The organism is Streptomyces sennicomposti (genome assembly GCF_019890635.1).
GTDB lineage: Bacteria > Actinomycetota > Actinomycetes > Streptomycetales > Streptomycetaceae > Streptomyces > Streptomyces sennicomposti.
Genome location: NZ_JAIOAB010000084.1, coordinates 1 through 22,559 on the forward strand (window position 1 = coordinate 1; position 22,559 = coordinate 22,559).

Sequence of the window (22,559 nt, forward strand, 5' to 3'; positions counted from 1 at the left end):
GGACGGCGGCGCGGGCGGCCGGGGCCGTCAGGCGTGCTGAGTGTCCGCCGCGATGATCTCGCGGCACTTCTTGACGTCCTCGGCCATCGTCTCCAGCAGGGCGTCCAGCGAGTCGAACTTGGCCTGGCCGCGGACGAAGGCCAGGAAGTCGACGGCGACGTGCAGGCCGTACAGGTCGAGGCCGACGCGGTCGATCGCGTACGCCTCCACCGTGCGCTCGGTGCCGTCGAACTGCGGGTTCGTGCCGACGGAGATCGCCGCCGGCATCGCCTCGCCCTGCGCGTGCAGATAGCCGGCGTAGACGCCGTCGGCGGGGATCGCGGTGTGCGGGAGGGTCTCGACGTTGGCGGTCGGGAAACCCAGCTCACGGCCGCGCTGCGCGCCGCGCACGACGACGCCCTCGACGCGGTGCGGGCGGCCCAGGATCTCGCGGGCGCCGCCGACGTCGCCCTCGGCGACCAGCCGCCGGGTCAGGGTCGAGGAGAACGGCTCGCCGCCACCCGCCGACCCCGTGACGTACAGGTCCACGATCTCGACCTCGAAGTCGTGCAGCTTGCCCTGCTCGGCGAGGAAGTCGACGTTCCCGGCGGCCTTGTGGCCGAAGCGGAAGTTCGGGCCCTCGACGACCGCCTTGGCGTGCAGCCGGTCGACCAGCACCTTGACGACGAAGTCGGCCGGGGACAGCCGGGAGAACTCGGTGGTGAACGGCAGCACCAGCACCGCGTCCACGCCCAGGTCCGCCATCAGCTCGGCGCGGCGGTGGTGCGGGGCCAGCAGCGGCGGGTGGCTGCCGGGGCGGACGACCTCGCTGGGGTGCGGGTCGAAGGTGACGACCACGGCGGGGACGCCCAGCTCGCGGGCGCGGTTCACGGCGTGCTCGATGATGAGCTGGTGGCCGCGGTGGACCCCGTCGTAGGAGCCGATGGTGACGACGCTGCGCCCCCAGTCCTGGGGGATGTCCTCCAAGCCACGCCAGCGCTGCACTGTGACCGCTCCTCGTCGAACCCGTGTCCGTGATGCCTTGGTTGCCTTGCTGTTCTGTCCGCGGCGCTGCTCGTCCGCGTGTCTAAGGGTGCCATGCCCGGTGTCCCCCGCCCGCATCGGCATGGGGGCTGTGACGGGGCGCACGTCGCGGGGCGCACGTCGCGGGGCGGACGTCGCGGGGCGTGCGGTGCCCCGGGGGCGGCGCGACCCTGCGGGCGGCCCGGCCCGGCCCGGGGCGGCTCCGGCCCGGAGCGGCTCCGGCCCGGGGCGGCTCCGGCCCGGAGCGGCTCCGGCCCGGAGCGGCTCCGGCCCGGGGCGGCTCCGGCCCGGGCGGGCCGTGGGCACGGCGTCGGTCAGGCGAGGGCGGGGGCTCCCGCGAGGTCGAGCAGCGTGCGGCGGGCGCTGGGGCCCACCACGGCGGCCCAGTCCTGCGGGGCGTCGGCCAGCCAGGCGGCGACGCGCGCGGCGAACCCGGGCACGTGCCGGCCCAGCTCCGCGAGGCCCCGGTCGAAGGCGGCCGCGCCCTCCGGGGTGCGGACGAGCAGCAGGCCGATGCGCCGGACGAGGTCGCCGAGGTCCTCCTCGGCGCTGCGGGCGGCGGCGTGCAGCACCGCGTCGAGGACGGCCGGTTCCGTCTCGTGGGCCAGCAGGGCGTCGAGGAGTTCCCGGCGGGGCGCCTGGCGGTCCGGGGCCCCGGGCGTGGCGAGGACACCGCCCAGGGCGGCTCTCAGCGGTGTGGGGCCCGCTTCCAGCAGGCCCGTGACCAGCGTGAACAGCGTCGGCCGCACGGCCGGGCCGCTCTGGAGCCGCCGGTCTACGTACGCCGCCACCTGCCCGGCGGTCTCCGGCCGGCGCGCCACCGCCGCGCCGATCAGGGCGGCCACGCGCGGGGCGAGCGCGGCCGGGGCCGCGTCGGCCAGGGCGCGCAGCGCCTCCGTGGCGCCCGGCCCGTACCGCAGCCGCTCGCCGAAGGCGGCGAGGACCGCCTCGGGGTGGGTGGCCAGGGCGGGGGCCAGCGCGTCCGGCGGCAGGTTGGGGTCGCCGGCGGCGAAGTGCCGCAGCGCCTGCGGCAGATGGCGGGCGCGGGTGCGCGGGTCGGCCACGAGGAGGGCGAGCGCGCCGCCGTGCAGGGCGGCGTCGGCCGGTCGGGCGAGCAGGGTCAGGGCGGCGTCGCGCAGCGCCTCCAGGTCGGCGTCGGCGCGGACGTGCGGAACGGTGCGCAGGGCGTGCGCCAGCGCCGCGGCGCGCCGGTCGGGGCGGTCGTCGCGCGCCCACCGGGCGACGGCCCGGCACAGCACGGCAGGCTCCTCCTCGGCGAGCGCGGCGAGCAGTTCGTCGGCCCGCTCGTGCCCGGATTCGACCAGGGTCTCGGTGAGGTCGTCCGGGGCGCGGTGGCGGTGGGTGTGCAGCAGTGCCTGCGCGGCCGTGGCCACGGTGGCGTGCGGCGCGGCGGGCAGCGGGCGCTCGTCGCCGAACCAGCGGACGAGGTGCGGTTGCACGGCCACCGGGTCGGCGGCCAGCAGCCGGGCGGCGGCGTCGAGGTAGCGGGGCGGGCGGGGCGTACGGTGCGCGGGGGCGGCCGGGGCCGCGGGTCCGGGCGGCTGGGCCGGGGCCGCGTCCTGCGGGGCGCGCGGCCTCCGGGGGCCGTGCGGGTCGTGCCGGTCGTGCGGGCCGGACGCCCCCTGCGAGTCGTGTCGACGGGGCGTCTCCTGCGGGGTGTACGGGTCCGGTGCTCCGTGCGAGTCCGGCGTCCCGTGCGGCCCGTACGGTTCCGGCGTCCCGTGCGGGCCGGGAGATCCGGGGGCTTCCGGCGAGCCGTGCTCCGGTCCGGTGCGGTGCGGCGGGGCCGTCCGCCCGGCGGCGCTCTCGTGGGCGGACGGCGAGCAGTCCGAACGCGCGGAGTCCGGACGCGCTGTGCCGGTGGGCACCGGGTCGGTGGGTACGGAGTCCGGGCCTGCGAAGCCCGGCTGCGCGGCACCCGAGTACGCCGGACGGGAGCACACGGCATCCGCCAGCGCGGAACCGGAGCCCACCGCATCGGAGCGCCCGGCACCCGAGCGCGCCGCACCCCCGCTTCCGGCGCCCGAGCCCACCGCGTCCGAGGAGCCCGGTCCCCGGGGGGCCGGGTCGGCGAGGAGGAGGCGGCGGAGGAGGTCGCAGTGGTCGGCGGGCGGCAGGTGCAGCGCGGTCCAGAAGCCGGGGCCGAAACCGTCCGGCACGGGCAGGTCGCACTGCTGCCAGGCCACGATCCGCTCGGCGAGCAGCCGCAGCACTCCGGCGTAGGGCCGCGCGTCCGGCAGCCGCAGCAGTACGCCGGTGAGCAGCCGGGAGGGCCACCAGGCGCCCGGATCGGCGTCCAGCGCGCACACCAGTTCCTCCAGCCGGACGGAGAGCCGGCGAGGGCCGTGCTGGCGGGCCAGGAGCAGCAGGGCCTGGACGACGGGGCCGATGCGGTGGTGCGGCACGGGCGGCAGCGGGCGCGTCTCGCCGGGGATGTGCCGCCGGTGGACCAGGACGCGCAGGGCCTCGTCCAGGTCGAGGTGGGCGCCCTGGATCCAGTCGGCCAGCTCCTCGTGGGCGAAGCGGTAGCCGTCGCCGGCGGGGACGAGCAGGCCCTCGGTGAGGACGGCGGACGCCCAGCCGGTGCCGCCGCCGAGCCGGGCGGGCGCGGGTCCCCACGGGAACACCTCCCCGAACGTCGCCCGGTCCAGTTCGCCGCCGGGGCCGAGGCTGCGGCGGGCGGCCTCGTGCACCTGCCCGGCGACCCGGGCGGCGAGCCGTCGTACGGCCGTGCCGCGCAGGTCGTTCTCCGCGGCGAGGCGGACCGCGATGCGCAGGCACATCAGGTCGAGGTGGGCGGCGAGGACGTCGGCGCGCTCCAGCGGGGGGTGGCCGGAGAGGCCGGGGAGGGCCGCGCGCACCTCGGCGAGGAGTCGGAGGGTGAGCGGATGCGCGGCGTCGGCGGCGACCAGGGCGTCGTCCGGGACGCCGTAGCGCAGGCGGGCCGCGCGGGCCTCGTCCGCGGTGAGGTCGCCCAGGCGCAGGCAGGGGGGCAGCGCGGCGGGTGCGGCCCGGACGTCGTCCGGCGGGGCGGGGGCGTGCAGCAGGTCGGCCGGGAAGCGGGCTCCGGCGCTCTCCCAGTACTCCTCGCGGCACGCCACCACCAGGCGCGCGCCGGTCCCCGTCAGCCATCGCGCGGTGCCGTCGGTCCACTCGGCGATCCGGTGGTCCAGGGCGGCGGGCATCTCCTCGGGGCCGTCGAGCAGGAGCAGCAGCGGGCGGCCGTGGGCGTGCGCGAGGCGGGCGACGCGCTCCGGCGTGAGATCGGTCAGCTCGGTGGGGAACGGGGCGCGGGCGGCGGCGACGATCCGGGCCGCGCGGTCCAGCGCCCGGCCCGCCGCGTCCGCCACGCCGCTGTCGGCGCCGTCCAGGTCGGCGCCGCGCAGCCACAGGGTGGGCGTGGGGGCGTCGCCCCGGGCGCGGCGGCCGGTGAGCGCGGCGAGTTCCGTCGTACGGCCGCTGCCGGGCGCCCCGACGAGTCCGAGCACCCCCGCCGGACCCGCACCGCCGCCGAAGGCGTCCAACTGTCCTGCCGCACCGGGCCGTTCGACGCGCACCGCGAAGCGGCCGGTGTGGGGGAAGGCGGGCGTTTCCGGGGCGGGTCCGGTGCCGGTGCCGGACCCGGTGCCGGTGGGCCGCAGGAGTCGCGTATCGCGCGTCGCCGGGGTGTGCGGTCCGCGGGGGTCGGGGACCGTGGCGCCCGGACCGAGGGCGAGGGACCGCGCCGTCCTCGCGGCGGGCGCTCGGGAAGCCGGGGTCGGGGGCCGGAGCGCCGGGTGCGCGTACGGCCCGGAGAACAGGGAGTGGGCCGTGGGCGCCGTGGGGCCGTGCTGCGGCAGGGCGCCCTGGGGGCCGTCCTGGGCCACGGAGGTGGCCGTGAGTTCCAGGACGGCCGCGAGGTTGAGGTCGGGGCCGTAGGCGGGGACGGTGGCCGCGTTGCGGGCGAGCAGGTCGGCGAGCGGCCCTTCGGTCAGGACGGTCCCGGCCGCCCGCGCGGGGCCGAGCGCCGGTGCGCGCAGCGGTACGGCGAACCGGGCGTCGCGGTCGCCGGAGCGCAGCGCCGTGCCGAGGACGGCGACCACGGTGCCGGTCGCGGCGTCCAGCACCGGTCCCCCGGCCGCTGCGCCGCCGCGGCGCAGCGCGTCCCGGCCCGCCGTGCCGATCGCGAGTTCCAGCGCGCCGTCCAGGAGGTGGCGGCCTTCCGTGGCGGTGTAGGTGACCGAGGCCGCGCCGAGCACCCGGGCCTCGCGCCAGCCGCCGGCCGCGATCCGCACGTACGCGCCGGTGCCGATCGCGTCCCGCGCGCCGATGGGCAGCGGTTCCACGCCGAGGCCCTCGGTCCTGACGAGGGCGAGGTCCAGTCCGGGCAGCGCGGTGACCGCGTCGGCGCCCACCACGCAGGAGCGGCCGCCCGCGCCCGGGGCGTGCAGCACCAGGCGGGCGAGGCCGTCGACGGCCTCGTGACTGGTGAGGACCGTGCCGTGGTGGTCGGCGGCGAAGCCGGTGCCGCGGGGGCGGCCGGCGAGGTCGCGGATGCACACCAGGGAGCCGTCCAGGGCGCGGTCCAGGGCCTCGGCGGCGGTCGGCTCGCCGGCCGCGCCGTCGCCGCCGGAGCGGGGGGAGAGCGCGGCCGTGGGCCGCGTGTCCGGTGCCGCCATGGTCGTACCTCCCGCCGTGTCCCGTACCTCTTCTTTGTCCTGCTTCGACGGTAGGCGCGGAATGATCAGCGGGAAAGATCGCGCGGCGAACGCGCCCCCTCGCACTCCCCCGGTTCACTCCGAGCGCCTGCACGGTCGGGTGAAGAACAGGACGCGGCTGGACAACCTGGTGGTGGGGGAACCGAGGGGGAACGTGGAGCGGCGGCCGAGAGAGGTCTCCCGGCCGCCGCTCCACGGGCAGGCGGACGCGCCCGGAACCGTGCGTCCCGGGCGTGCGGCCCCGGCGTCAGGCGAAGACGGCCAGGCTCTTGGCCTTGCCGCGCTGCTCCTCGACGAGGGCCAGGAGGCGGCCCTCGGGGGTGAAGACGGCGACGGGGCCGCGGCCCGCGTACTCGTCGGGCATCTCCAGGCGGACGCCGTTGGTGAGCAGCTTGGCGCGGCGCGCGTCGACGTCCCAGCGCGGGAACGCCGCGGCGGCGGCCTCGGCGACCGGCATCACGGTCAGCTCCTGCTGGAGCTGGTCCAGCGTCCTGGCCGCGTCCAGCTTGTACGGGCCGACGCGGGTGCGGCGCAGCGCCGTGAGGTGACCGCCGACGCCGAGTTCGGCGCCCAGGTCGCGGGCGAGGGCGCGGATGTAGGTGCCCGAGGAGCACACCACCGAGACGACGAGGTCGAGCACGGGGGTGCCGTCGTCGGCGACGGCGTCCCTGAGGTCGTACACCCGGAAGGAGGAGACGGTCACCGGGCGGGCCGGGATCTCGAACTCCTCGCCCTCGCGGGCGCGCTTGTAGGAGCGCACGCCGTTGATCTTGATGGCGCTGACCTTGGACGGCACCTGCATGATGTCGCCGGTCAGCTTGGCCACGGCCGTGTCGATGGCCTCGCGGGTGATCTCGGAGGCGTCGGTGGAGGAGGTGATCTCCCCCTCGGCGTCGTCGGTCAGGGTGTTCTGGCCGAGGCGGACGGTGCCGACGTACTCCTTCTCGGTCAGCGCGAGGTGGCCGAGGAGCTTGGTGGCCCGCTCCACGCCGAGGACGAGGACGCCCGTCGCCATGGGGTCGAGGGTGCCGGCGTGGCCGACGCGGCGGGTCTTGGCGATGCCGCGCATCTTGGCCACGACGTCGTGCGAAGTGAAGCCCGACGGCTTGTCGACGATGACGAGGCCGTCGGGCGGGGTGGGCTTGCTGGTCATTCGGTGGTGTCGTCCGTCTCGTCGGCCCCGTCTTCCGCACCGGGCTTCCGGTACGGGTCCGCCCCGCCGGCGTACGCGGCGCCCGCGGACGCCTCGCGCACCTTGGCGTCGGACTGGCGCGCCTTGTCGAGGAGGTCCTCGATGGTGCGGGCGGTGTCCGGGAGGGCGTCGGCGACGAAGGTGAGGGTGGGGGTGAACTTCACTCCGGCCGCGCGGCCGACCTCGGAGCGGAGGATGCCCTTGGCGCTCTCCAGTCCGGCCGCCGCGGCCTGGCGCTCCTCGTCGTCGCCGTAGACCGTGTAGAAGACGGTCGCCTCCCGCAGGTCACCCGTGACCCGGGTGTCCGTGATGGTGACGTGCGAGCCGAGCCGCGGGTCCTTGATCCCGCGCTGCAGCTTCTGGGCCACCACCTCTCGGATGAGGTCCGCCAGCCTTTTCGCCCGCGCGTTGTCGGCCACTGGTCCGTCTCCCGTTCTTTCTTCTTCTACGTTCTGTCGTGTGGTGCGGTGGGGTACGGCGCGGTGGGCGCCGTACGGCCCCGTGGGGGCCTAGCCGTCGTCCTCGCCGTGGAAACGGCGTCGTACGGACAGCAGCTCCACCTCGGGGCGGGCGGCGACGAGCCGTTCGCACCGGTCCAGCACGTCGGTCAGGTGCGTCGCGTCGCCGGAGACCGCGGCGAGGCCGATGACGGCCCGCCGGTGGAGGTTCGTGTGGTCCACCTCGGCCGCGCTCACCGCGTACTTGCGCTGGAGCTCGGCGACGATCGGGCGGACGACGGAGCGCTTCTCCTTCAGCGAGTGGACGTCGCCGAGGAGCAGGTCGAAGGACAGAGTCCCCACATACATGTGTGTGCCGGGTTGCCCGCCGGTGCGGGGTCGATGGTCCTGCCCTCGGTGCGGGCAGGGACATCAAGAACGGTACCGCGATCCTGCGGATGCCTCGACGGGGTTTCCCCGCGGGGGCTGTGCGGGGTACGCCCTCGCCCGCCCACCTGCCCGACCCGGTGGGGAACAGGTTCCCGCCCCGGGGCTCCGCCCCGGGCCGCAGCCCCGCCAGGGCCGCTGTGAAGCCGTGCCCGGGACCCCGCTCCGTCCTCGCCGAGACCGGTGAGGACGGGGCGCGGCCTCGGCCACGGCAGGACGCCCGCCGGCCGGTCGGCGGCCCCGGGCCTGACCGGAGCCGGCCCCCGCGAGGGGCCGGGCCGGGGGCTCGGGGTGTTCCGCCGCTCGGGGCGAGCGTGCGCCGCCCGGGGGCGCGAGCCCCCTACACGGCCGCACCGGCCGGCGGGAACCAGTCCCGTCGGCCGGTGCCGAGGTGCCGTGGGGTGTTACGCCCGCGGCTTCTCGCGCATCTCGTACGTCGCGATGACGTCGTCGACCTTGATGTCGTTGAAGTTTCCGAGGTTGATACCGCCCTCGAAGCCTTCGCGGATCTCGGTGACGTCGTCCTTGAAGCGACGCAGACCCTCGATGTTGAGGTTCTCCGCGATGACCTTGCCGTCGCGGATGAGGCGCGCCTTGGTGTTGCGCTTGACCTCGCCGGAGCGGATGAGGACACCCGCGATGTTGCCGAGCTTGGAGGAGCGGAAGACCTCGCGGATCTCCGCCGTGCCCAGCTCGACCTCTTCGTACTCCGGCTTGAGCATGCCCTTGAGGGCCGCCTCGATCTCCTCGATCGCCTGGTAGATGACCGAGTAGTACCGGACGTCCACGCCCTCGCGCTCGGCCATCTGCTGCGCACGGCCGGCCGCGCGCACGTTGAAGCCGATCACGATGGCGTCGGAGCCCATCGCCAGGTCGATGTCGGACTCCGTGACCGCACCGACGCCGCGGTGCAGGACGCGGATGTCGACCTCTTCGCCGACGTCCAGCTGGAGCAGGGAGGACTCCAGGGCCTCGACGGAACCAGAAGCGTCGCCCTTGATGATCAGGTTCAGCTGCTGGACCTCGCCGGCCTTGAGCACCTTGTCCAGGTCCTCCAGCGACACGCGGCGCGTGCGCTTGGCGAACGCGGCGTTGCGCTCGCGGGCGGCGCGCTTCTCCGCGATCTGGCGGGCCGTACGGTCCTCCTCGACCACGATGAAGTTGTCGCCCGCGCCCGGGACGTTGGTCAGGCCGAGGACCTGGACCGGCGTCGAGGGACCGGCCTCGGCGACGTTGTTGCCGTTGTCGTCGAGCATGGCGCGCACGCGGCCGTAGGCGTCGCCCACCACCATCGTGTCGCCGACCCGCAGGGTGCCTCGCTGGACGAGGACCGTCGCCACGGCGCCGCGGCCGCGGTCGAGACGGGACTCGATCGAGATGCCCTGCGCGTCCTGGTTCGGGTTGGCCCGCAGGTCGAGCGAGGCGTCGGCCGTGAGGATCACGGCCTCCAGCAGCGAGTCGATGTGCAGACCCTGCTTGGCGGAGATGTCGACGAACATGGTGTCGCCGCCGTACTCCTCGGCCACCAGGCCGTACTCGGTCAGCTGACCGCGCACCTTGGTCGGGTCGGCGCCCTCGACGTCGATCTTGTTGACCGCGACCACGATCGGCACGTCGGCCGCCTTGGCGTGGTTCAGCGCCTCGACCGTCTGCGGCATGACGCCGTCGTTGGCCGCGACGACCAGGATCGCGATGTCGGTCGACTTCGCACCGCGGGCACGCATGGCGGTGAACGCCTCGTGACCCGGGGTGTCGATGAAGGTGATCCGACGGTCCTCGTCGTTGACCTCGGTCGTGACCTGGTAGGCACCGATGTGCTGGGTGATGCCGCCGGCCTCGCCCGCGATGACGTTCGTCTTGCGGATGGCGTCGAGGAGTCGGGTCTTGCCGTGGTCGACGTGACCCATGACGGTGACGACCGGCGGGCGGACCACCAGGTCCTCCTCGCCGCCCTCGTCCTCGCCGAACTCCAGGTCGAAGGACTCGAGCAGCTCGCGGTCCTCCTCCTCCGGGCTGACGATCTGAACCGTGTAGTTCATCTCGTCCGCGAGGAGCTGGAGCGTCTCGTCGGAGACGGACTGCGTGGCCGTGACCATCTCGCCGAGGTTCATCATGACCGCGACGAGGGAGGCCGGGTTCGCGTTGATCTTCTCCGCGAAGTCCGTGAGCGACGCGCCGCGGGAGAGACGGATCGCCTCGCCGTTGCCGCGCGGCAGCATCACGCCGCCGACGCTCGGGGCCTGCATGGCCTCGTACTCCTGACGGCGCTGCCGCTTCGACTTGCGACCGCGACGCGCCGGACCGCCGGGACGGCCGAAGGCGCCCTGCGTGCCACCACGGCCGCCGGGGCCGCCGGGACGGCCGCCGAAGCCGGGACGGCCACCGCCGCCGCCGAAGCCGCCGCCGGGAGCACCGCCGCCGGGACGACCGGCGAAACCGCCGCCGCCGCCGGGACGACCGCCGCCACCGCCGCCGCCGGGACGGCCGGCGAAGCCGCCGCCACCGGGACGACCGGCGCCGCCGGGACGACCCGCACCGCCCGGACCGCGGCCGCCGGGGCCGGGACGCGGGCCGGCAGCGGGACGCTGCGGCATCATGCCGGGGTTCGGACGCGGGCCGCCGGGACGGGGACCGCCCGGACCGGCCTGCGGACGCGGCATCGAGCCCGGAGTCGGGCGCGGACCGCCGGGACCGGCCTGGGGACGCGGACCGCCGCCCTGGGCGCCGGGCGCCTGCGGACGGGGACCGGCGCCGGGAGCGCCGGGACCACCGGGACGCTGGCCCTGCGGCCGGGGCGCCTGCGGGCGCGCCATGCCGGTGGAGCCACCGGAGGTGAAGGGGTTGTTGCCCGGACGCGGACCGGCCGGACGACCGCCCGGACGGGGCGCCTGGCCACCGGGGCGCGCAGCGCCCTGGCCCGGACGGCCCTGACCCTGACCGGCGCCGGGACGGGCGCCGCCGGGCTTGGGGGCGCCGGGACGTGCGCCGGCCGGACGCGGACCCTGCGCGGCGGCCGGGGAGGGCGCCGGAGCCGACGGCGGAGCGGTGAACTCCGGCGTGGTGGGCGCGGCCGGGGCCGGACGCGGGGCGGGCTTGGGACCCGGCACCGGACGCGGGCCGGAAGCGGCCGGCGCGGGAGCCGAGGGGGCCGACGGAGCCGCCGGCGGCTGGGCCGCGGCGGGCTTGGGTGCGGCCGGCGGCTTCGGGGCAGCCGGACGGGCCGCCTGCGCCGGGGAGGGCGCGGCGGGCCTGGGGGCGGCCTTCTTCGGGGCGCCCGGCTTGGCGGACCGGCCGCCGCCGTTGCCCTGCTGGAAGGCGTCTGTCAACTTGCGTACTACGGGCGCCTCGATCGTCGAGGATGCCGATCGGACGAATTCACCGAGTTCCTGGAGCTTGGCCATGACGACCTTGCTCTCCACACCGAACTCCTTGGCGAGTTCGTATACCCGGACCTTAGCCACTTCGCTCCTTTGAGGTCCGGGTTGCGGCCGGACCGTCGCTAGTTCATGGGCGTACTCATCGCGTACTCATCGAGTGCTCATCGCAATCTCGACCTGCTTTCGACTCGCGAGGTACCAGGCCGCACGGGGTCTTCCGTACGACTCGTCTTCCTACCGTGTTGCCTGCTCGGCAACTGTTGTCCGCTCGACGTGTCGGCGCAACGCCTTTGTGTCGAGCGCTCCCGGGGCGCGCAGCGCCCGCGTGAACGCCCGGCGACGCACCGCCTGGTCGAGACAGACCAGGGCGGGGTGTACGTACGCACCCCGGCCGGGCAGCGTACCGCGAGGATCGGGGACGCACTCGTCCTCGATCGCCACGATCCGCAGCAGATCCGTCTTGGCCGCTCGTTCCCGGCACCCCACACAGGTGCGCTCAGGGCACACTCGGTCCCGTGTCCGGCCAGACACCGCTAAGTCTACCTCCCCGAACGCACCTCACCCCTTTGGGGCAGGATTCGAACACGTGGCGCGCCCAAACCTGTCGTGATCTGAGCGCCTTTCGGCCAGGATCTATTCCCCGGCCTGCTCGGTGTCCGGGCGGATGTCGATGCGCCACCCGGTGAGCCGGGCCGCGAGGCGGGCGTTCTGGCCCTCCTTGCCGATGGCCAGCGACAGCTGGTAGTCCGGCACGGTGACGCGGGCGGAGCGGGCCGCCAGGTCCACGACCTCGACCTTGTGGACGCGGGCCGGGGACAGGGCGTTCGCCACCATCTCGGCCGGGTCGTCCGACCAGTCGACGATGTCGATCTTCTCGCCGTTCAGCTCGCCCATGACGTTGCGCACCCGGCCGCCCATGGGGCCGATGCAGGCGCCCTTGGCGTTCAGGCCCGAACGGGTGGACCGTACGGCGATCTTGGTGCGGTGGCCGGCCTCGCGGGCGATCGCGGCGATCTCGACGGAACCGTCGGCGATCTCCGGGACCTCCAGCGCGAACAGCTTCTTCACCAGGTTCGGGTGGGTGCGCGAAAGGGTGACGGACGGACCGCGCACGCCCTTGGCCACCCGGACGACGTACGACCTCAGGCGCATGCCGTGCGGGTACGTCTCGCCCGGGACCTGCTCCTGCACCGGCAGGATGGCCTCCAGCTTGCCGATGTCCACGAGCACGTTCTTCGGGTCGCGGCCCTGCTGCACCACACCGGTGACGATGTCGCCCTCGCGGCCGGCGTACTCGCCGAGCGTCGCGTCGTCCTCGGCGTCGCGCAGCCGCTGCAGGATGACCTGCTTGGCGGTGGTGGCGGCGATACGGCCGAAGCCGGACGGGGTGTCGTCGAACTCGCGGGGGGCCTGGCCCTCCTCGAGGTCCTCCGGGTCCTCCTTCGCCCACACGGTCACATGCCCGGTCTCCCGGTTCAGCTCCACGCGCGCGTGGCGGCGGCTTCCCTCGGTGCGGTGGTAGGCGATGAGGAGGGCCGACTCGATCGCCTCGACCAGCAGGTCGAAGGAGATCTCCTTCTCCCGCACCAAGCCCCGCAGGGCGCTCATGTCGATGTCCACGGCTACGCCTCCTCCTCTTTCTTCATGTCCTTGTCGTCCTTGCGGTTGAACTCGACCTGCACGCGCGCCCGGACGACGTCCGGGAAGGCGACTCTGCGGGTCGTGGCCTTGCGGCCCTTCACTCCGGGCACCTCGAGGTCGAGTCCCTCGTCGTCGACCCGGAGGATCCTGGCCACCAGTTCGCCGCCCTCGGCCAGCTGGAACTTCGCCAGCCGGCCCGTGGCGCGCACGTAGTGCCGGTGTTCGGTGAGAAGGCGCTCGGCGCCGGGGGTGCCGACCTCGAGGGTGTACTCCCCCTCGCCCATCGCGTCGCTCTCGTCGAGCTTCGCCGAGAGCGCGCGGCTCACATCGGCGATCTGGTCGAGGTCGGCCCCGGTGTCGGAGTCGACCACGACGCGCAGCACCCGCTTGCGGCCGACGGAGTCCACGGCGATCTCTTCGAGATCCAGGCCCTGGGAGGCGACGAGCGGTTCCAGCAGTTCCCGCAGCCTCTCGCTCTGGGTGGTGCTCATCCGGGTGACTCCTCGGCCGCGTGTGCTGTTGTGGGATGGTCGCGTGTCCGGTCAAAGGGTATCCGGTTCCCGGGGGTGTTGCCGTCCACCTGGCCTGGGACGGTGCCGCTGGGGCGCGTGCGCGGGGTGCGCGGGTACGGTGATCACGGGCGGGGCCGCCCCTCCCGTTTTCCGTTCGCACGCACCCGAGGACGACTGCCGTGCCGTTGCCGCCATCCCCGCGCGCCCTGCCTTGGGGTCCGCGCCGAAGGAGCCTGCTCGCCTCGGCGGCCGGGGCCGCCCTGCTCGCGGGCTGCTCCGCCGGACCCGACGACCCCGCCGCCGCGGACCGCGGCCCGTCGCCCGCCGAGCGCGCCCGCGCGCGTGCGGCGCGGGACAGCGCGGGGCTGGCGCGGCGCTACGACGCGGTGATCGCCGCGCATCCGGCGCTGGCGCCGCGGCTGGGTCCGCTGCGGGCGGAGGTGCTGCGGCACGCGGCCGCCTTCGGCGGCGGCGCGGCGGCGTCGCCCTCGGCCTCGGCTTCGGCTTCGGCTTCGGCTTCGGGGACGCCTACGGCCACGGGGTCCCCGGCGGCGCCGGCGGGGCCCACGGCGACGGACGGGACGGTGACGACGAGCGGCGCGGTGGCGACCGGCGGGGCCACGGCTTCCGGCGGGGCCGGGTCGCCGGGGGCCGGCAAGCCGTCCGGCGGGGCGACCGGCGGGCCTTCGGACGCCGCCTCCCCCGCCGTCCCCGTGAAGCCGGCGGACGCGCTCGCCTCGCTCGCCGCCGCCGAGCGGTCGCTCGCCGACGCGCGGGCGGCCGCGCTGCTCGACGTCCCGGGCGAACTGGCCCGGCTGCTGGCCTCCGTGGCGGCGGCCGGGGCGGCGCACGCGTATCTGCTGACGGAAGGTGACAGGTGAGCCAGGCGGTGGACGCGGCGGACGCGGGAAAGCTGACGGCCGCGCAGGCGGCGCTCGCGGCCGAGCACGCGGCGGTGTACGGCTACGGCGTGGTCGGCGGGCGGATCGGCCGGGAACGGCGCGCGGAGGCCCGGACGGCGTACGACGCCCACCGGGCGCGGCGGGACGCGCTGACGCGCCGGGTACGGGACCTCGGCGGCCGGCCGGTGGCAGCGGCGGCGGCCTACGCGCTGCCGTTCGCGGTGCCGGACGCGGCCGCGGCGGTGCGGTTCGCCGCGGTGCTGGAGGACCGGGTGGCCGGGGTCTACTCCGACCTGGTGCGGGCCAGTTCGGGCGCGTCGCGGCGGGACGCCGCCGGGGCGCTGCGCGAGGCCGCGGTCCGGGCGGTGCGCTGGCGCGGGGAGAGCGTAGCCTTCCCTGGTCTCGCCGAACGGGCCGACGCCGCCCCGGGCTCGGCGACCCCGACGCCGTGACGCGGACGGCCCCGGCGCCCCGCGGGCGGGCCGGGGCCCGGCGCACGGAGGCGGTACGGACCCGGCAGGCGCCGCCCCGGCACGACGGCCGGCGCGACCGGACGGAGGGGCGCCACCGGTGCCGCCGGACGTAGCGGCGCCACCGGCACGGCCGGCACCACCGACAGGGAACGCGTCGCGGCGCGTTCAGGAAGGAACGACTCGCGCATGGCTTTCGAACCCCCGAAGCGGCTGGTGCGGGCGCTCGGCGAGACGTCGCCCGAGGGCGACGACTGGCTGGAGCGGCTGCCCGAGCTGGCCCGGCGGGCCGTCGCGGAGCGCGGGTTGACGGTCGAGCGGGTGCAGGTGCCCGGCGGGCGCAGCAGCCTGGTGGTGCTGGTGCGGACGGCGGACGGCACGCCGGCCGTGCTGAAGCTGGCGCCGCCGCGGGCCCGGCCGGCCGCGGAGCTGGCCGCGCTGGCGCACTGGGGCGGGCTCGGCGCCGTACGGCTGCTGGAGGGCCGTGCGGCGGACGAGGGCGTCCTGTTGCTGGAGCGGTTGCATCCGGATGTGTCGGTGCGGTCGCTGCCTGAGGCGCGGGCGCTGCTGGAGGCGGCGGACACGCTGCGGCGGCTGTGGGTCGCGCCGCCCGAGGACGCCGGCGGGCTGTTCGAGACGGTGGCCGAGCGGACGGGCCGGCAGGCCGGGGCCATGCGGGCGGGTACGCCGCCGGAGGCCGAGGCGGAGGCGCTGGTGGCGGCGGCCCTCGCGGCCCGGGAGGAGTTGCTGGCCGCGCCGCCGGAACGGCTGCTGCTGCACGGGACGTTCCGGCAGAGCAAGGTGCTGGCGGGCGACCGGGTTCCGTGGCTGGCGGTGGGGCCCGATCCGGTGGTCGGCGAGAGCGCGTTCGACCTGGCCCGGCTGGTGCGGGACCGGGTGGAGGACCTGATCGCCTCGCCGTCCGGCCCGGCGATCACCCGCCGCCGTATCAAGCGGCTGGCGGAGTCGCTGGAGGTGGACCGGGACCGGCTGCGCGGCTGGACCCTGTTCCGCGCGGTGGAGTCCGGCGTACGGGCCCGCCGGGTGGGCCGCCCGAAGGACGCGGAACTCCTCCTGGAATTCGCCACCTGGCTCTGACTCCCGGCGACGGCACTCCGTTCCGGCCGACGGCGAGGATGCCGGGCCGACCGCTCCCGCCACCGCCCCCCGGGCGGGAGTGGCGTGGGCCCCGGACAGCATCGCCTCCGAACCGGCGCCGTCCGCCCGACCATGCGGCCTGAACCGCATCGGCTCCGAACTAGGTCGGCCTCGAACCGGCGTCGGCCCCACCGCAGCGGCTCGGAACCACGCCGACCCCGAACCGCGTCGGCCCCGAAGCGGCGTCGGCTCCGCACGCACCCGGGACCGCGTCGGCCCCGGACCACGCCAGCCCGGAACCGCATCGGGCCCGAACCCATCGGCTCCGCCCCGGCCCCGAACCACCCCCGGCCCCGCCTCCCGTCCGAGGGACGGGGGCGGGGCCGGGGGGTGGTCCGGTGGGAAGGGGCCCGTCAGGCCGTGAGGCGGGTGAGGGCTTCCTCGACGGTCAGTTCCTCGCGCTCGCCCGTGCGGCGGTTCTTCAGCTCCAGGACGCCCTCGCCCGCGCGGCGGCCGGCGACCAGGATCTGCGGGACGCCGATGAGTTCGGCGTCGGTGAACTTCACGCCCGGGGAGACGCCGGCGCGGTCGTCGACGAGAACGCGGACGCCGGCCGCGGCGAGCTTCTGCGACACGTCGAGGGCCACCTCGGTCTGCAGCGCCTTGCCCGCGGCGACCACGTGCACATCGGCCGGGGCGACCTCGGCGGGCCAGACCAGGCCGTGCTCGTCGGCGTGCTGCTCGGCGAGGGCGGCCACCGCGCGGGAGACGCCGATGCCGTAGGAGCCCATGGTGACGCGGACCGGCTTGCCGTTCTGGCCGAGGACGTCGAGCTTGAGGGCGTCGGTGTACTTGCGGCCGAGTTGGAAGATGTGGCCGATCTCGATGGCGCGGTCCAGCTTGAGGCCGGCGCCGCACTTCGGGCAGGGGTCGCCGTCCTGGACCACGACGACGTCGACGTACTCGTCCACCTCGAAGTCGCGGCCGGCGACCACGTTCTTCGCGTGCGTGTGCTCCTTGTTGGCGCCGGTGATCCAGGCGGTGCCGGGGGCGATCCGCGGGTCGGCGATGTACTTCACCTTCTCGCCCAGGCCCTGCGGGCCGACGTAGCCGCGCACCAGGTCGGGGCGGCCGGTGAAGTCCTCGGCGGTGACCAGTTCGACGGCGGCGGGGGCGAAGTGCGCCTCGACCTTGTCCAGGTCCACCTCGCGGTCGCCGGGCACGCCCACGGCGACGATCTCGCCGTCCACCTTGACCAGCAGGTTCTTCAGGGTGGCGGAGGCCGGGACGCCGAGGGAGGCGGCCAGGGTCTCGATGGTGGGAGTGTCCGGGGTGGGGATCTCCTCCAGCGCCGGCACGCCGGAGCCGTCCACGGGCTTCAGCTCGTAGGTGATCGCCTCGGTGTTGGCGGCGAAGTCGCAGTTCGGGCAGTCGGCGAAGGTGTCCTCGCCGGCCTCGGCCGGGGCGAGGAACTCCTCGGACTTGGAGCCGCCCATCGCGCCGGCGGTGGCCGCGCAGATGCGGTAGTCCAGGCCAAGGCGCTCGAAGATCCGCTGGTAGGCCTGGCGGTGCAGGGCGTAGGACTCGGCGAGGCCCTCGTCGGCGGTGTCGAAGGAGTAGGAGTCCTTCATCAGGAACTCCCGGCCGCGCAGGATGCCCGCGCGCGGGCGGGCCTCGTCGCGGTACTTGCTCTGGATCTGGTAGAGGATGACCGGCAGGTCCTTGTAGGAGGACGCCTGGTCCTTCACCAGCAGGGTGAAGATCTCCTCGTGGGTGGGACCGAGGAGGTAGTCGCCGCCCTTGCGGTCCTTCAGGCGGAACAGCTCGCCGCCGTACTCGTCCCAGCGGCCGGTCGCCTCGTACGGCTCCTTGGGCAGCAGCGCGGGGAGCAGCACCTCCTGGGCGCCGATGGCGTCCATCTCCTCGCGCACGATCCGCTCGACGTTCGCGAGGACCCTCTTGCCGAGCGGCAGCCAGCTCCAGACGCCCGCGGCGGTGCGGCGGACGTAACCGGCGCGGACCAGCAGCTTGTGGCTGAGGACCTCGGCGTCTGCCGGGTCGTCGCGCAGCGTCTTCGCCATCAACTGGGACATGCGCTGGACCGGTGCGTTCGCCATGGTTCTCGTACTCCTGCCGGGTATGTGTGATGGCTAGGAGGTTAGCCGGGCGACGTGGGCCGGTGGTAATCGGTCAGCGGCGGCGCAGCGGCAGCGGGGCGCCCATGACGGCGTACGGCTTGGGGGCGCTGGGGAAGACGACCTGGCGGGCGAGGTCGACGTAGCCGAGGGAGTGGTAGAGGCCGCGGGCCGGGCTGTCGGTGTCGATGGCGGAGAGGATCGAGCGGGTCTCGGCGGCGGTGTCGGTGATGGCGGTGATGAGGGCGCGGCCGACGCCGCGGTTCTGGTGGCGGGGGTGGACGTGCAGTTCGGTGATGACGAAGGAGCCGTCGAGCCAGTCGTCGTGGCCGCGGGCGCGCAGGTACGGCTCGACGACGGTGGACCACCAGTGGGCGCGGTCGTTGGGCATGCCGTAGACGAAGCCGGCGAGCCGGCCGTCGGGGGTGGTGGCGCCGAGGGCGCGGGCGCCGGGGCTGGCCATGTGCCGCAGGACGATCTGGCGGCGTACGGCGACCTCCTCGGCGCCGAGTCCGAAGGCGACGGCCTGTACGGCGAGCGCCTCGTCCACGCGGGCCGACAGGTCGAGGGGGCCGATCACGATGTCGTCCGCGATCGCGTCGGGGCGGCGGCCGGAGCCGTGACCGGGAATGTGCGCCATGCGGGGAGACTACCCGGCCCGCGCCGTCGCAAGAGCGGGACGGCGAACGGGCCGTCGGCGCGGAGGCGTCCGCTCGCGGACCGGAGGCGGGCGGGGCGCCGTGCGGGCGCGGGGTGGCGGGGACGCGGCGAGGCGGCGGGGACCGCGACGGGGCGACGGGGCTGCGCGGACCGCGGCGGGACGGCGGGGCTGCGGGAGGCCGCGGGGTGGCGGGGACCGCGGCGGGACGGCGGGAGGCGGCGGCGCTGGCGGGCCGGGCGGCGCACCGGAGTCCGGGCGGCGCGCCCGGCGTGATCCGGGCGGGAAGCCCTAGAAGAGCACGCTCGTGAAGGCGCCCGTCTCGCGGAAGCCCACCCGGCGGTAGGTGCGGCGGGCCGGGGTGTTGAAGTCGTTGACGTAGAGGCTGACGACGGGGGCCACGTCGGCCAGCGCGTACCGCAGGACCGCGGCCATGCCGGGGGCGGCGAGGCCCCGGCCGCGGTACTCGGGGGCGACCCAGACGCCCTGGATCTGGCAGACCCGGTCGGTGGCCGCTCCGATCTCGGCCTTGAACATGACCTTGCCGTGCTCGTCGAGGCGGGCGAAGGAGCGGCCGGAGCCGACGAGTTCGGCGACCCGGGCCTGGTAGAGCAGGCCGCCGTCGCCGGCGAGCGGGGAGACGCCGACCTCCTCGGTGAACATCGCCACGCACGCCGGCATGATCGTCTCCATCTCGTCCTTGCGGACGCGGCGGACGTAGGGGTCGGGCGCGATGTCGGCGGGCATGCGGTCGGCGACCATCAGCGGCTGGCGGGCGCGGACCTCGCGGGCCGGGCCCCAGCTGGGTTCGAGCAGCCGCCACAGCTGGGTGGTGGGTCCGGCGGGGCCGACGATGGAGGAGCAGCGGCGGCCGGCCCGGCGGGCGCGGTCCGCGAAGGCGCGTACGGCGCGCGGGGTGGCGCATATGGGAACGAGGTTGGCGCCCGCGTAGCACAGCGAGGTGAGCGTGCCGTCCTCGTACCAGCCCCACATCTCGCCGCCGAGCCGCCACGGGTCGAGCCCGGCGATCCGCACGCGGGACGTCACGAAGGCGTTCACGACCGGCTCGCGGTCGAGGACGGCGAGCGCGGCGTCCAGGTCGCTCGGTTCGAGCACCCGTGAGGTGGTCTGGGTCAACACGTACGGGGCCTCACGCTGGGGGTTTCGCTGATCTCCGCACTGTACCCGCCGAATCCGGGCCGCGCCGACCCCTGGGAGCGATGCCCGAAGGGGCGGCGAAAGGCGCGGCCGGGCGGTCCGGCGACACACTCCGCCCGAACGGCGACGGGTTGCTCAAAACGGTAAGAATGATACAAGGAGCTACAAACAAGACGTCCTCGGGAGAGCGGTGATCGCGGTGGCAGCACACCGGAGGACCGTCCCGGACGAGGAGGGGGGCCGGTCATGAGCGGGGCGGGCGCGGCGGAGGCGGCCCTGGACCCGGACTTCCCGCTCCAGGTCCTGCGCGATCTGGGCACCGGCGTCTTCACCCTGGACACCGAGGGGCGGATCACCTACGTCAACCCGTGGGCGCAGCGGCTGCTGGGCCGCACCCTGGACGGGATGCTCGGCCGGGACGCGCACGACCTGCTGCACCGCCGCCCCGACGGCTCCCCGGTGCCGCGCGAGCAGTGCACGATGCGGACCCCGCTGCTCGGCGGTCAGAAGGCCGAGGAGGGCAGCGAGGAGTACTTCCTGCGCGCGGACGGCACGACCGTGCCGATCATCTGGTCCACCACCCCGCTGCGGCTGGCGGGCCGGGTGGCCGGGCTGGTGGTCGTCTTCAGCGACTTCAGCCTGCACCGCGCGGCCGAGGAGCGGATGACCGCGCACACCGCCGCCCTGGAGGCGCTGACCGCCCGGCTGAACCTGCTGGCGGACGTCTCGGCGGTGCTGATGACCGCCCTGGACTCGCACGGCCGGATGCGGCGGCTGCTGCGGGTGCTGGTGCCGGAGCTGGGCGACTGGGCCGCCGTCGCCCTGTACTCGGAGCGCAGCGGGGCGCTGGAGCACGTCGCCGTGCGCTGCCCCGCCCGTCCGCGCCGGGCCAAGCGGCTCCAGGGTCCCCTGCCGCCGCTGCCGGCCGGCGCCCGCGACGCGGTGTCGCGGGTGCTGAGCGCCGACGAACCCGTGCTGCTGACCGCCGAGGCGCTGCGGGCCCCGGGCGCCCCGCTCGCGGCGACCCACGGGAAGCTGTTCGAACGGCTCGACGGCCACTCGGCGGTGGTCGTGCCGCTGACCGCGCGCCGCAACCACTACGGGATGCTCACCGTCGGCCGCACCGGCGACTCCCCCGCGCCCACCGACGCCGAGGTCAGGCTGCTCGCCGACATCGGCCGCCGGCTGGCTCTGGTGCTGGACAACTCCCGGCTCTACCAGGAGCAGCGCCATGTCTCCGAGACCATGCAGCGCCAGCTGCTGGCCCCGCTGCCGCAGGTGGACCATCTGCGGATGGCCGCGCGTTATCTGCCGGCGCAGAGCGCCATGGAGATCGGCGGCGACTGGTACGACGCGTTCCTGCTCGCCGACGGAGTGATGGCCCTGGTGATCGGGGACGTGGTCGGCCACGATCTGAAGGCCGCCGCGCACATGGCGGAGGTCCGCAACATGCTGCGCGCCCTGGCCTGGGACCAGCAGCATCCGCCGAGCCTGATCGTGTGCCGGCTGGACGAGGCGGTGACGAACACCAGCGACGCGCCGATGGCCACCCTGGTCTTCGCCCGGATCGAGGGCCCGGAGGGCGGGCCGTGGCGGGTGAACTGGGTCAACGCCGGGCATCCGCCGCCGCTGCTGATCACCCGGGAGGGAGACGCGCGGTTCCTGACGGGCGGGCACGGTCCGCTGATCGGGATGAGCGCGACCCTGCACCTGGGGCTGAGCTGGCCGGACGCGTACGAGGATCTGCCGCCCGAGTCGACGCTACTGCTGTACACCGACGGGCTGGTGGAGAGCCGGGGCCGGCCGATCGACCTCGGGCTGGCCAAGCTGCGTCACCACGCCTCGGTGCTGGTGCGGCGGCCGGCCGGCGCGACCGTGGACGAGTTCTGCGACGAGCTGCTGCGGCGTATCGCGCCGAGCGGCGACGATGTGGCGCTGCTGGCGCTGCGGCTGCCGCCGGCGGGTGCGGGCGCGCCGGGCGACGTGAGTCCGCCGCCGCCCCCGCAGTCGCCGTACAGCCCGGCCGCGCCGGACCGGTCCGCCCCCGGCTCGCTCCAGGAGGACGCCCCCGTGCGGGACCCGACGCGGGAACTGCGCGGGCAGTCCCCGGGGGATCTGCACGAGGAGGAGTGAGGGCGGCTACGTCCGTGGTAGGTCCGGGCCCTGGCGCGGGCGGGTCCGTCCGCGGCACGTCCGGACCTTGTGCGGGCGGCTCCGCCTGCGGTACGTCGGGGCTCCGGTGCGGCCGGGCCGAGGGCCTACGGGGGTTCAGCCGGCGACCGAGATCTCCGGCTCGCCGGAGGCGACGCCCTCGGCCTCCATCTGCTCGGCCAGCTTCATGGCCTCCTCGATCAGGGTCTCCACGATCTTCGACTCCGGCACGGTCTTGACGACCTCGCCCTTCACGAAGATCTGCCCCTTGCCGTTGCCCGACGCCACACCCAGGTCCGCCTCACGCGCCTCACCCGGACCGTTGACGACACACCCCATCACGGCGACCCTCAGCGGCACCTCCATGCCCGTCAGACCCGCCGTGACCTCCTCCGCCAGCTTGTACACATCCACCTGCGCCCGCCCGCACGACGGACACGACACGATCTCCAGACCCCGCTGCCGCAGATTCAGCGACTCCAGGATCTGGATACCGACCTTGACCTCCTCCGCCGGCGGCGCCGACAACGACACCCGGATCGTGTCCCCGATCCCCTGCGACAGCAGAGCACCGAACGCCACCGCCGACTTGATCGTCCCCTGGAACGCCGGACCCGCCTCCGTCACCCCCAGGTGCAGC

Annotated in this window: 17 protein-coding genes; 4 read left to right on the forward strand and 13 right to left on the reverse strand. The window is 75.4% G+C overall.

Annotation, left to right across the window (positions count from 1 at the left end):
• Positions 1 to 27: 27 nt before the first annotated feature.
• From K7787_RS29435 to rimP, 9 genes are all read right to left on the reverse strand, one after another.
• On the reverse strand, positions 28 to 984 hold the full coding sequence (locus K7787_RS29435; protein WP_027758553.1) for a bifunctional riboflavin kinase/FAD synthetase: 957 nt from the start codon (positions 982 to 984) through the stop codon (positions 28 to 30).
• Between the two features lie 353 nt (positions 985 to 1,337).
• Positions 1,338 to 5,702: a trypsin-like peptidase domain-containing protein gene (locus K7787_RS29440; RefSeq protein ID WP_223003501.1), complete on the reverse strand. Its 4,365-nt coding sequence runs from the start codon at positions 5,700 to 5,702 to the stop codon at positions 1,338 to 1,340.
• 286 nt (positions 5,703 to 5,988) lie between these two features.
• Complete coding sequence (gene truB / locus K7787_RS29445) at positions 5,989 to 6,894, reverse strand: tRNA pseudouridine(55) synthase TruB (protein WP_223003502.1); 906 nt, start codon at positions 6,892 to 6,894, stop codon at positions 5,989 to 5,991.
• On the reverse strand, positions 6,891 to 7,352 hold the full coding sequence (gene rbfA, locus K7787_RS29450; protein ID WP_169439243.1) for a 30S ribosome-binding factor RbfA: 462 nt from the start codon (positions 7,350 to 7,352) through the stop codon (positions 6,891 to 6,893). Before rbfA ends, truB begins: the two co-directional genes overlap by 4 nt.
• A 90-nt stretch (positions 7,353 to 7,442) precedes the next feature.
• Positions 7,443 to 7,739, reverse strand: a complete 297-nt coding sequence (locus K7787_RS29455; RefSeq protein ID WP_223003503.1) for a DUF503 domain-containing protein — start codon at positions 7,737 to 7,739, stop codon at positions 7,443 to 7,445.
• A gap of 482 nt (positions 7,740 to 8,221) precedes the next feature.
• Positions 8,222 to 11,278, reverse strand: coding sequence for a translation initiation factor IF-2 (infB, locus tag K7787_RS29460; RefSeq protein WP_223003504.1), 3,057 nt, complete (start codon positions 11,276 to 11,278; stop codon positions 8,222 to 8,224).
• Between the two features lie 150 nt (positions 11,279 to 11,428).
• Positions 11,429 to 11,725, reverse strand: coding sequence for a YlxR family protein (locus K7787_RS29465; RefSeq protein ID WP_169439241.1), 297 nt, complete (start codon positions 11,723 to 11,725; stop codon positions 11,429 to 11,431).
• A gap of 102 nt (positions 11,726 to 11,827) precedes the next feature.
• Complete coding sequence (gene nusA, locus K7787_RS29470; protein WP_009190957.1) at positions 11,828 to 12,814, reverse strand: transcription termination factor NusA; 987 nt, start codon at positions 12,812 to 12,814, stop codon at positions 11,828 to 11,830.
• Positions 12,815 to 12,816: 2 nt separating this feature from the next.
• Positions 12,817 to 13,326, reverse strand: coding sequence for a ribosome maturation factor RimP (rimP, locus tag K7787_RS29475; RefSeq protein WP_009190956.1), 510 nt, complete (start codon positions 13,324 to 13,326; stop codon positions 12,817 to 12,819).
• A 200-nt stretch (positions 13,327 to 13,526) separates the two neighbouring features.
• On the opposite strand from rimP, the gene K7787_RS29480 reads away from it, so the two are divergent.
• The 3 genes from K7787_RS29480 (at position 13,527) to K7787_RS29490 (ending at position 15,817) form a co-directional block, all read left to right on the forward strand.
• On the forward strand, positions 13,527 to 14,228 hold the full coding sequence (locus K7787_RS29480) for a hypothetical protein (protein ID WP_223003505.1): 702 nt from the start codon (positions 13,527 to 13,529) through the stop codon (positions 14,226 to 14,228).
• On the forward strand, positions 14,225 to 14,701 hold the full coding sequence (locus K7787_RS29485) for a ferritin-like domain-containing protein (protein WP_308036493.1): 477 nt from the start codon (positions 14,225 to 14,227) through the stop codon (positions 14,699 to 14,701). Before K7787_RS29480 ends, K7787_RS29485 begins: the two co-directional genes overlap by 4 nt.
• Positions 14,702 to 14,908: 207 nt before the next feature.
• Entirely contained in the window at positions 14,909 to 15,817 is a 909-nt protein-coding gene (locus tag K7787_RS29490) for an aminoglycoside phosphotransferase family protein (protein WP_223003506.1), read from the forward strand.
• Positions 15,818 to 16,230: 413 nt separating this feature from the next.
• On the opposite strand, the gene K7787_RS29495 is transcribed toward K7787_RS29490, so the two are convergent.
• From K7787_RS29495 to K7787_RS29505, 3 genes are all read right to left on the reverse strand, one after another.
• Positions 16,231 to 17,934, reverse strand: coding sequence for a proline--tRNA ligase (locus K7787_RS29495; RefSeq protein ID WP_164389539.1), 1,704 nt, complete (start codon positions 17,932 to 17,934; stop codon positions 16,231 to 16,233).
• 73 nt (positions 17,935 to 18,007) lie between these two features.
• Positions 18,008 to 18,592 (reverse strand): GNAT family N-acetyltransferase, encoded by a 585-nt coding sequence (locus K7787_RS29500; RefSeq protein ID WP_019984724.1) that lies wholly within the window; start codon positions 18,590 to 18,592, stop codon positions 18,008 to 18,010.
• A 309-nt stretch (positions 18,593 to 18,901) separates the two neighbouring features.
• On the reverse strand, positions 18,902 to 19,750 hold the full coding sequence (locus tag K7787_RS29505; protein WP_223003507.1) for a GNAT family N-acetyltransferase: 849 nt from the start codon (positions 19,748 to 19,750) through the stop codon (positions 18,902 to 18,904).
• 264 nt (positions 19,751 to 20,014) lie between these two features.
• Here K7787_RS29505 and K7787_RS29510 point away from each other — a divergent pair, with 264 nt between their 5' ends.
• A complete protein-coding gene (locus tag K7787_RS29510; protein ID WP_223003508.1) occupies positions 20,015 to 21,901 on the forward strand; it encodes a SpoIIE family protein phosphatase in 1,887 nt (628 codons plus the stop codon).
• A gap of 135 nt (positions 21,902 to 22,036) precedes the next feature.
• Here K7787_RS29510 and K7787_RS29515 read toward each other — a convergent pair.
• On the reverse strand, positions 22,037 to 22,559 hold a 523-nt coding region (locus K7787_RS29515; protein ID WP_223003509.1), incomplete at its 5' end, for a flavodoxin-dependent (E)-4-hydroxy-3-methylbut-2-enyl-diphosphate synthase.

Bases quoted from the DNA above. Each gene is read 5' to 3' on its own strand.
- K7787_RS29455 (WP_223003503.1), bottom strand. From the start codon at position 7,739: ATGTATGTGGGGACTCTGTCCTTCGACCTGCTCCTCGGCGACGTCCAC.
- K7787_RS29500 (WP_019984724.1), bottom strand. From the start codon at position 18,592: ATGGCGCACATTCCCGGTCACGGCTCCGGCCGCCGCCCCGACGCGATC.
- K7787_RS29440 (WP_223003501.1), bottom strand. From the start codon at position 5,702: ATGGCGGCACCGGACACGCGGCCCACGGCCGCGCTCTCCCCCCGCTCC.
- K7787_RS29495 (WP_164389539.1), bottom strand. From the start codon at position 17,934: ATGGCGAACGCACCGGTCCAGCGCATGTCCCAGTTGATGGCGAAGACG.
- rimP (WP_009190956.1), bottom strand. From the start codon at position 13,326: ATGAGCACCACCCAGAGCGAGAGGCTGCGGGAACTGCTGGAACCGCTC.
- truB (WP_223003502.1), bottom strand. From the start codon at position 6,894: ATGACCAGCAAGCCCACCCCGCCCGACGGCCTCGTCATCGTCGACAAG.
- K7787_RS29490 (WP_223003506.1), top strand. From the start codon at position 14,909: ATGGCTTTCGAACCCCCGAAGCGGCTGGTGCGGGCGCTCGGCGAGACG.
- K7787_RS29510 (WP_223003508.1), top strand. From the start codon at position 20,015: ATGAGCGGGGCGGGCGCGGCGGAGGCGGCCCTGGACCCGGACTTCCCG.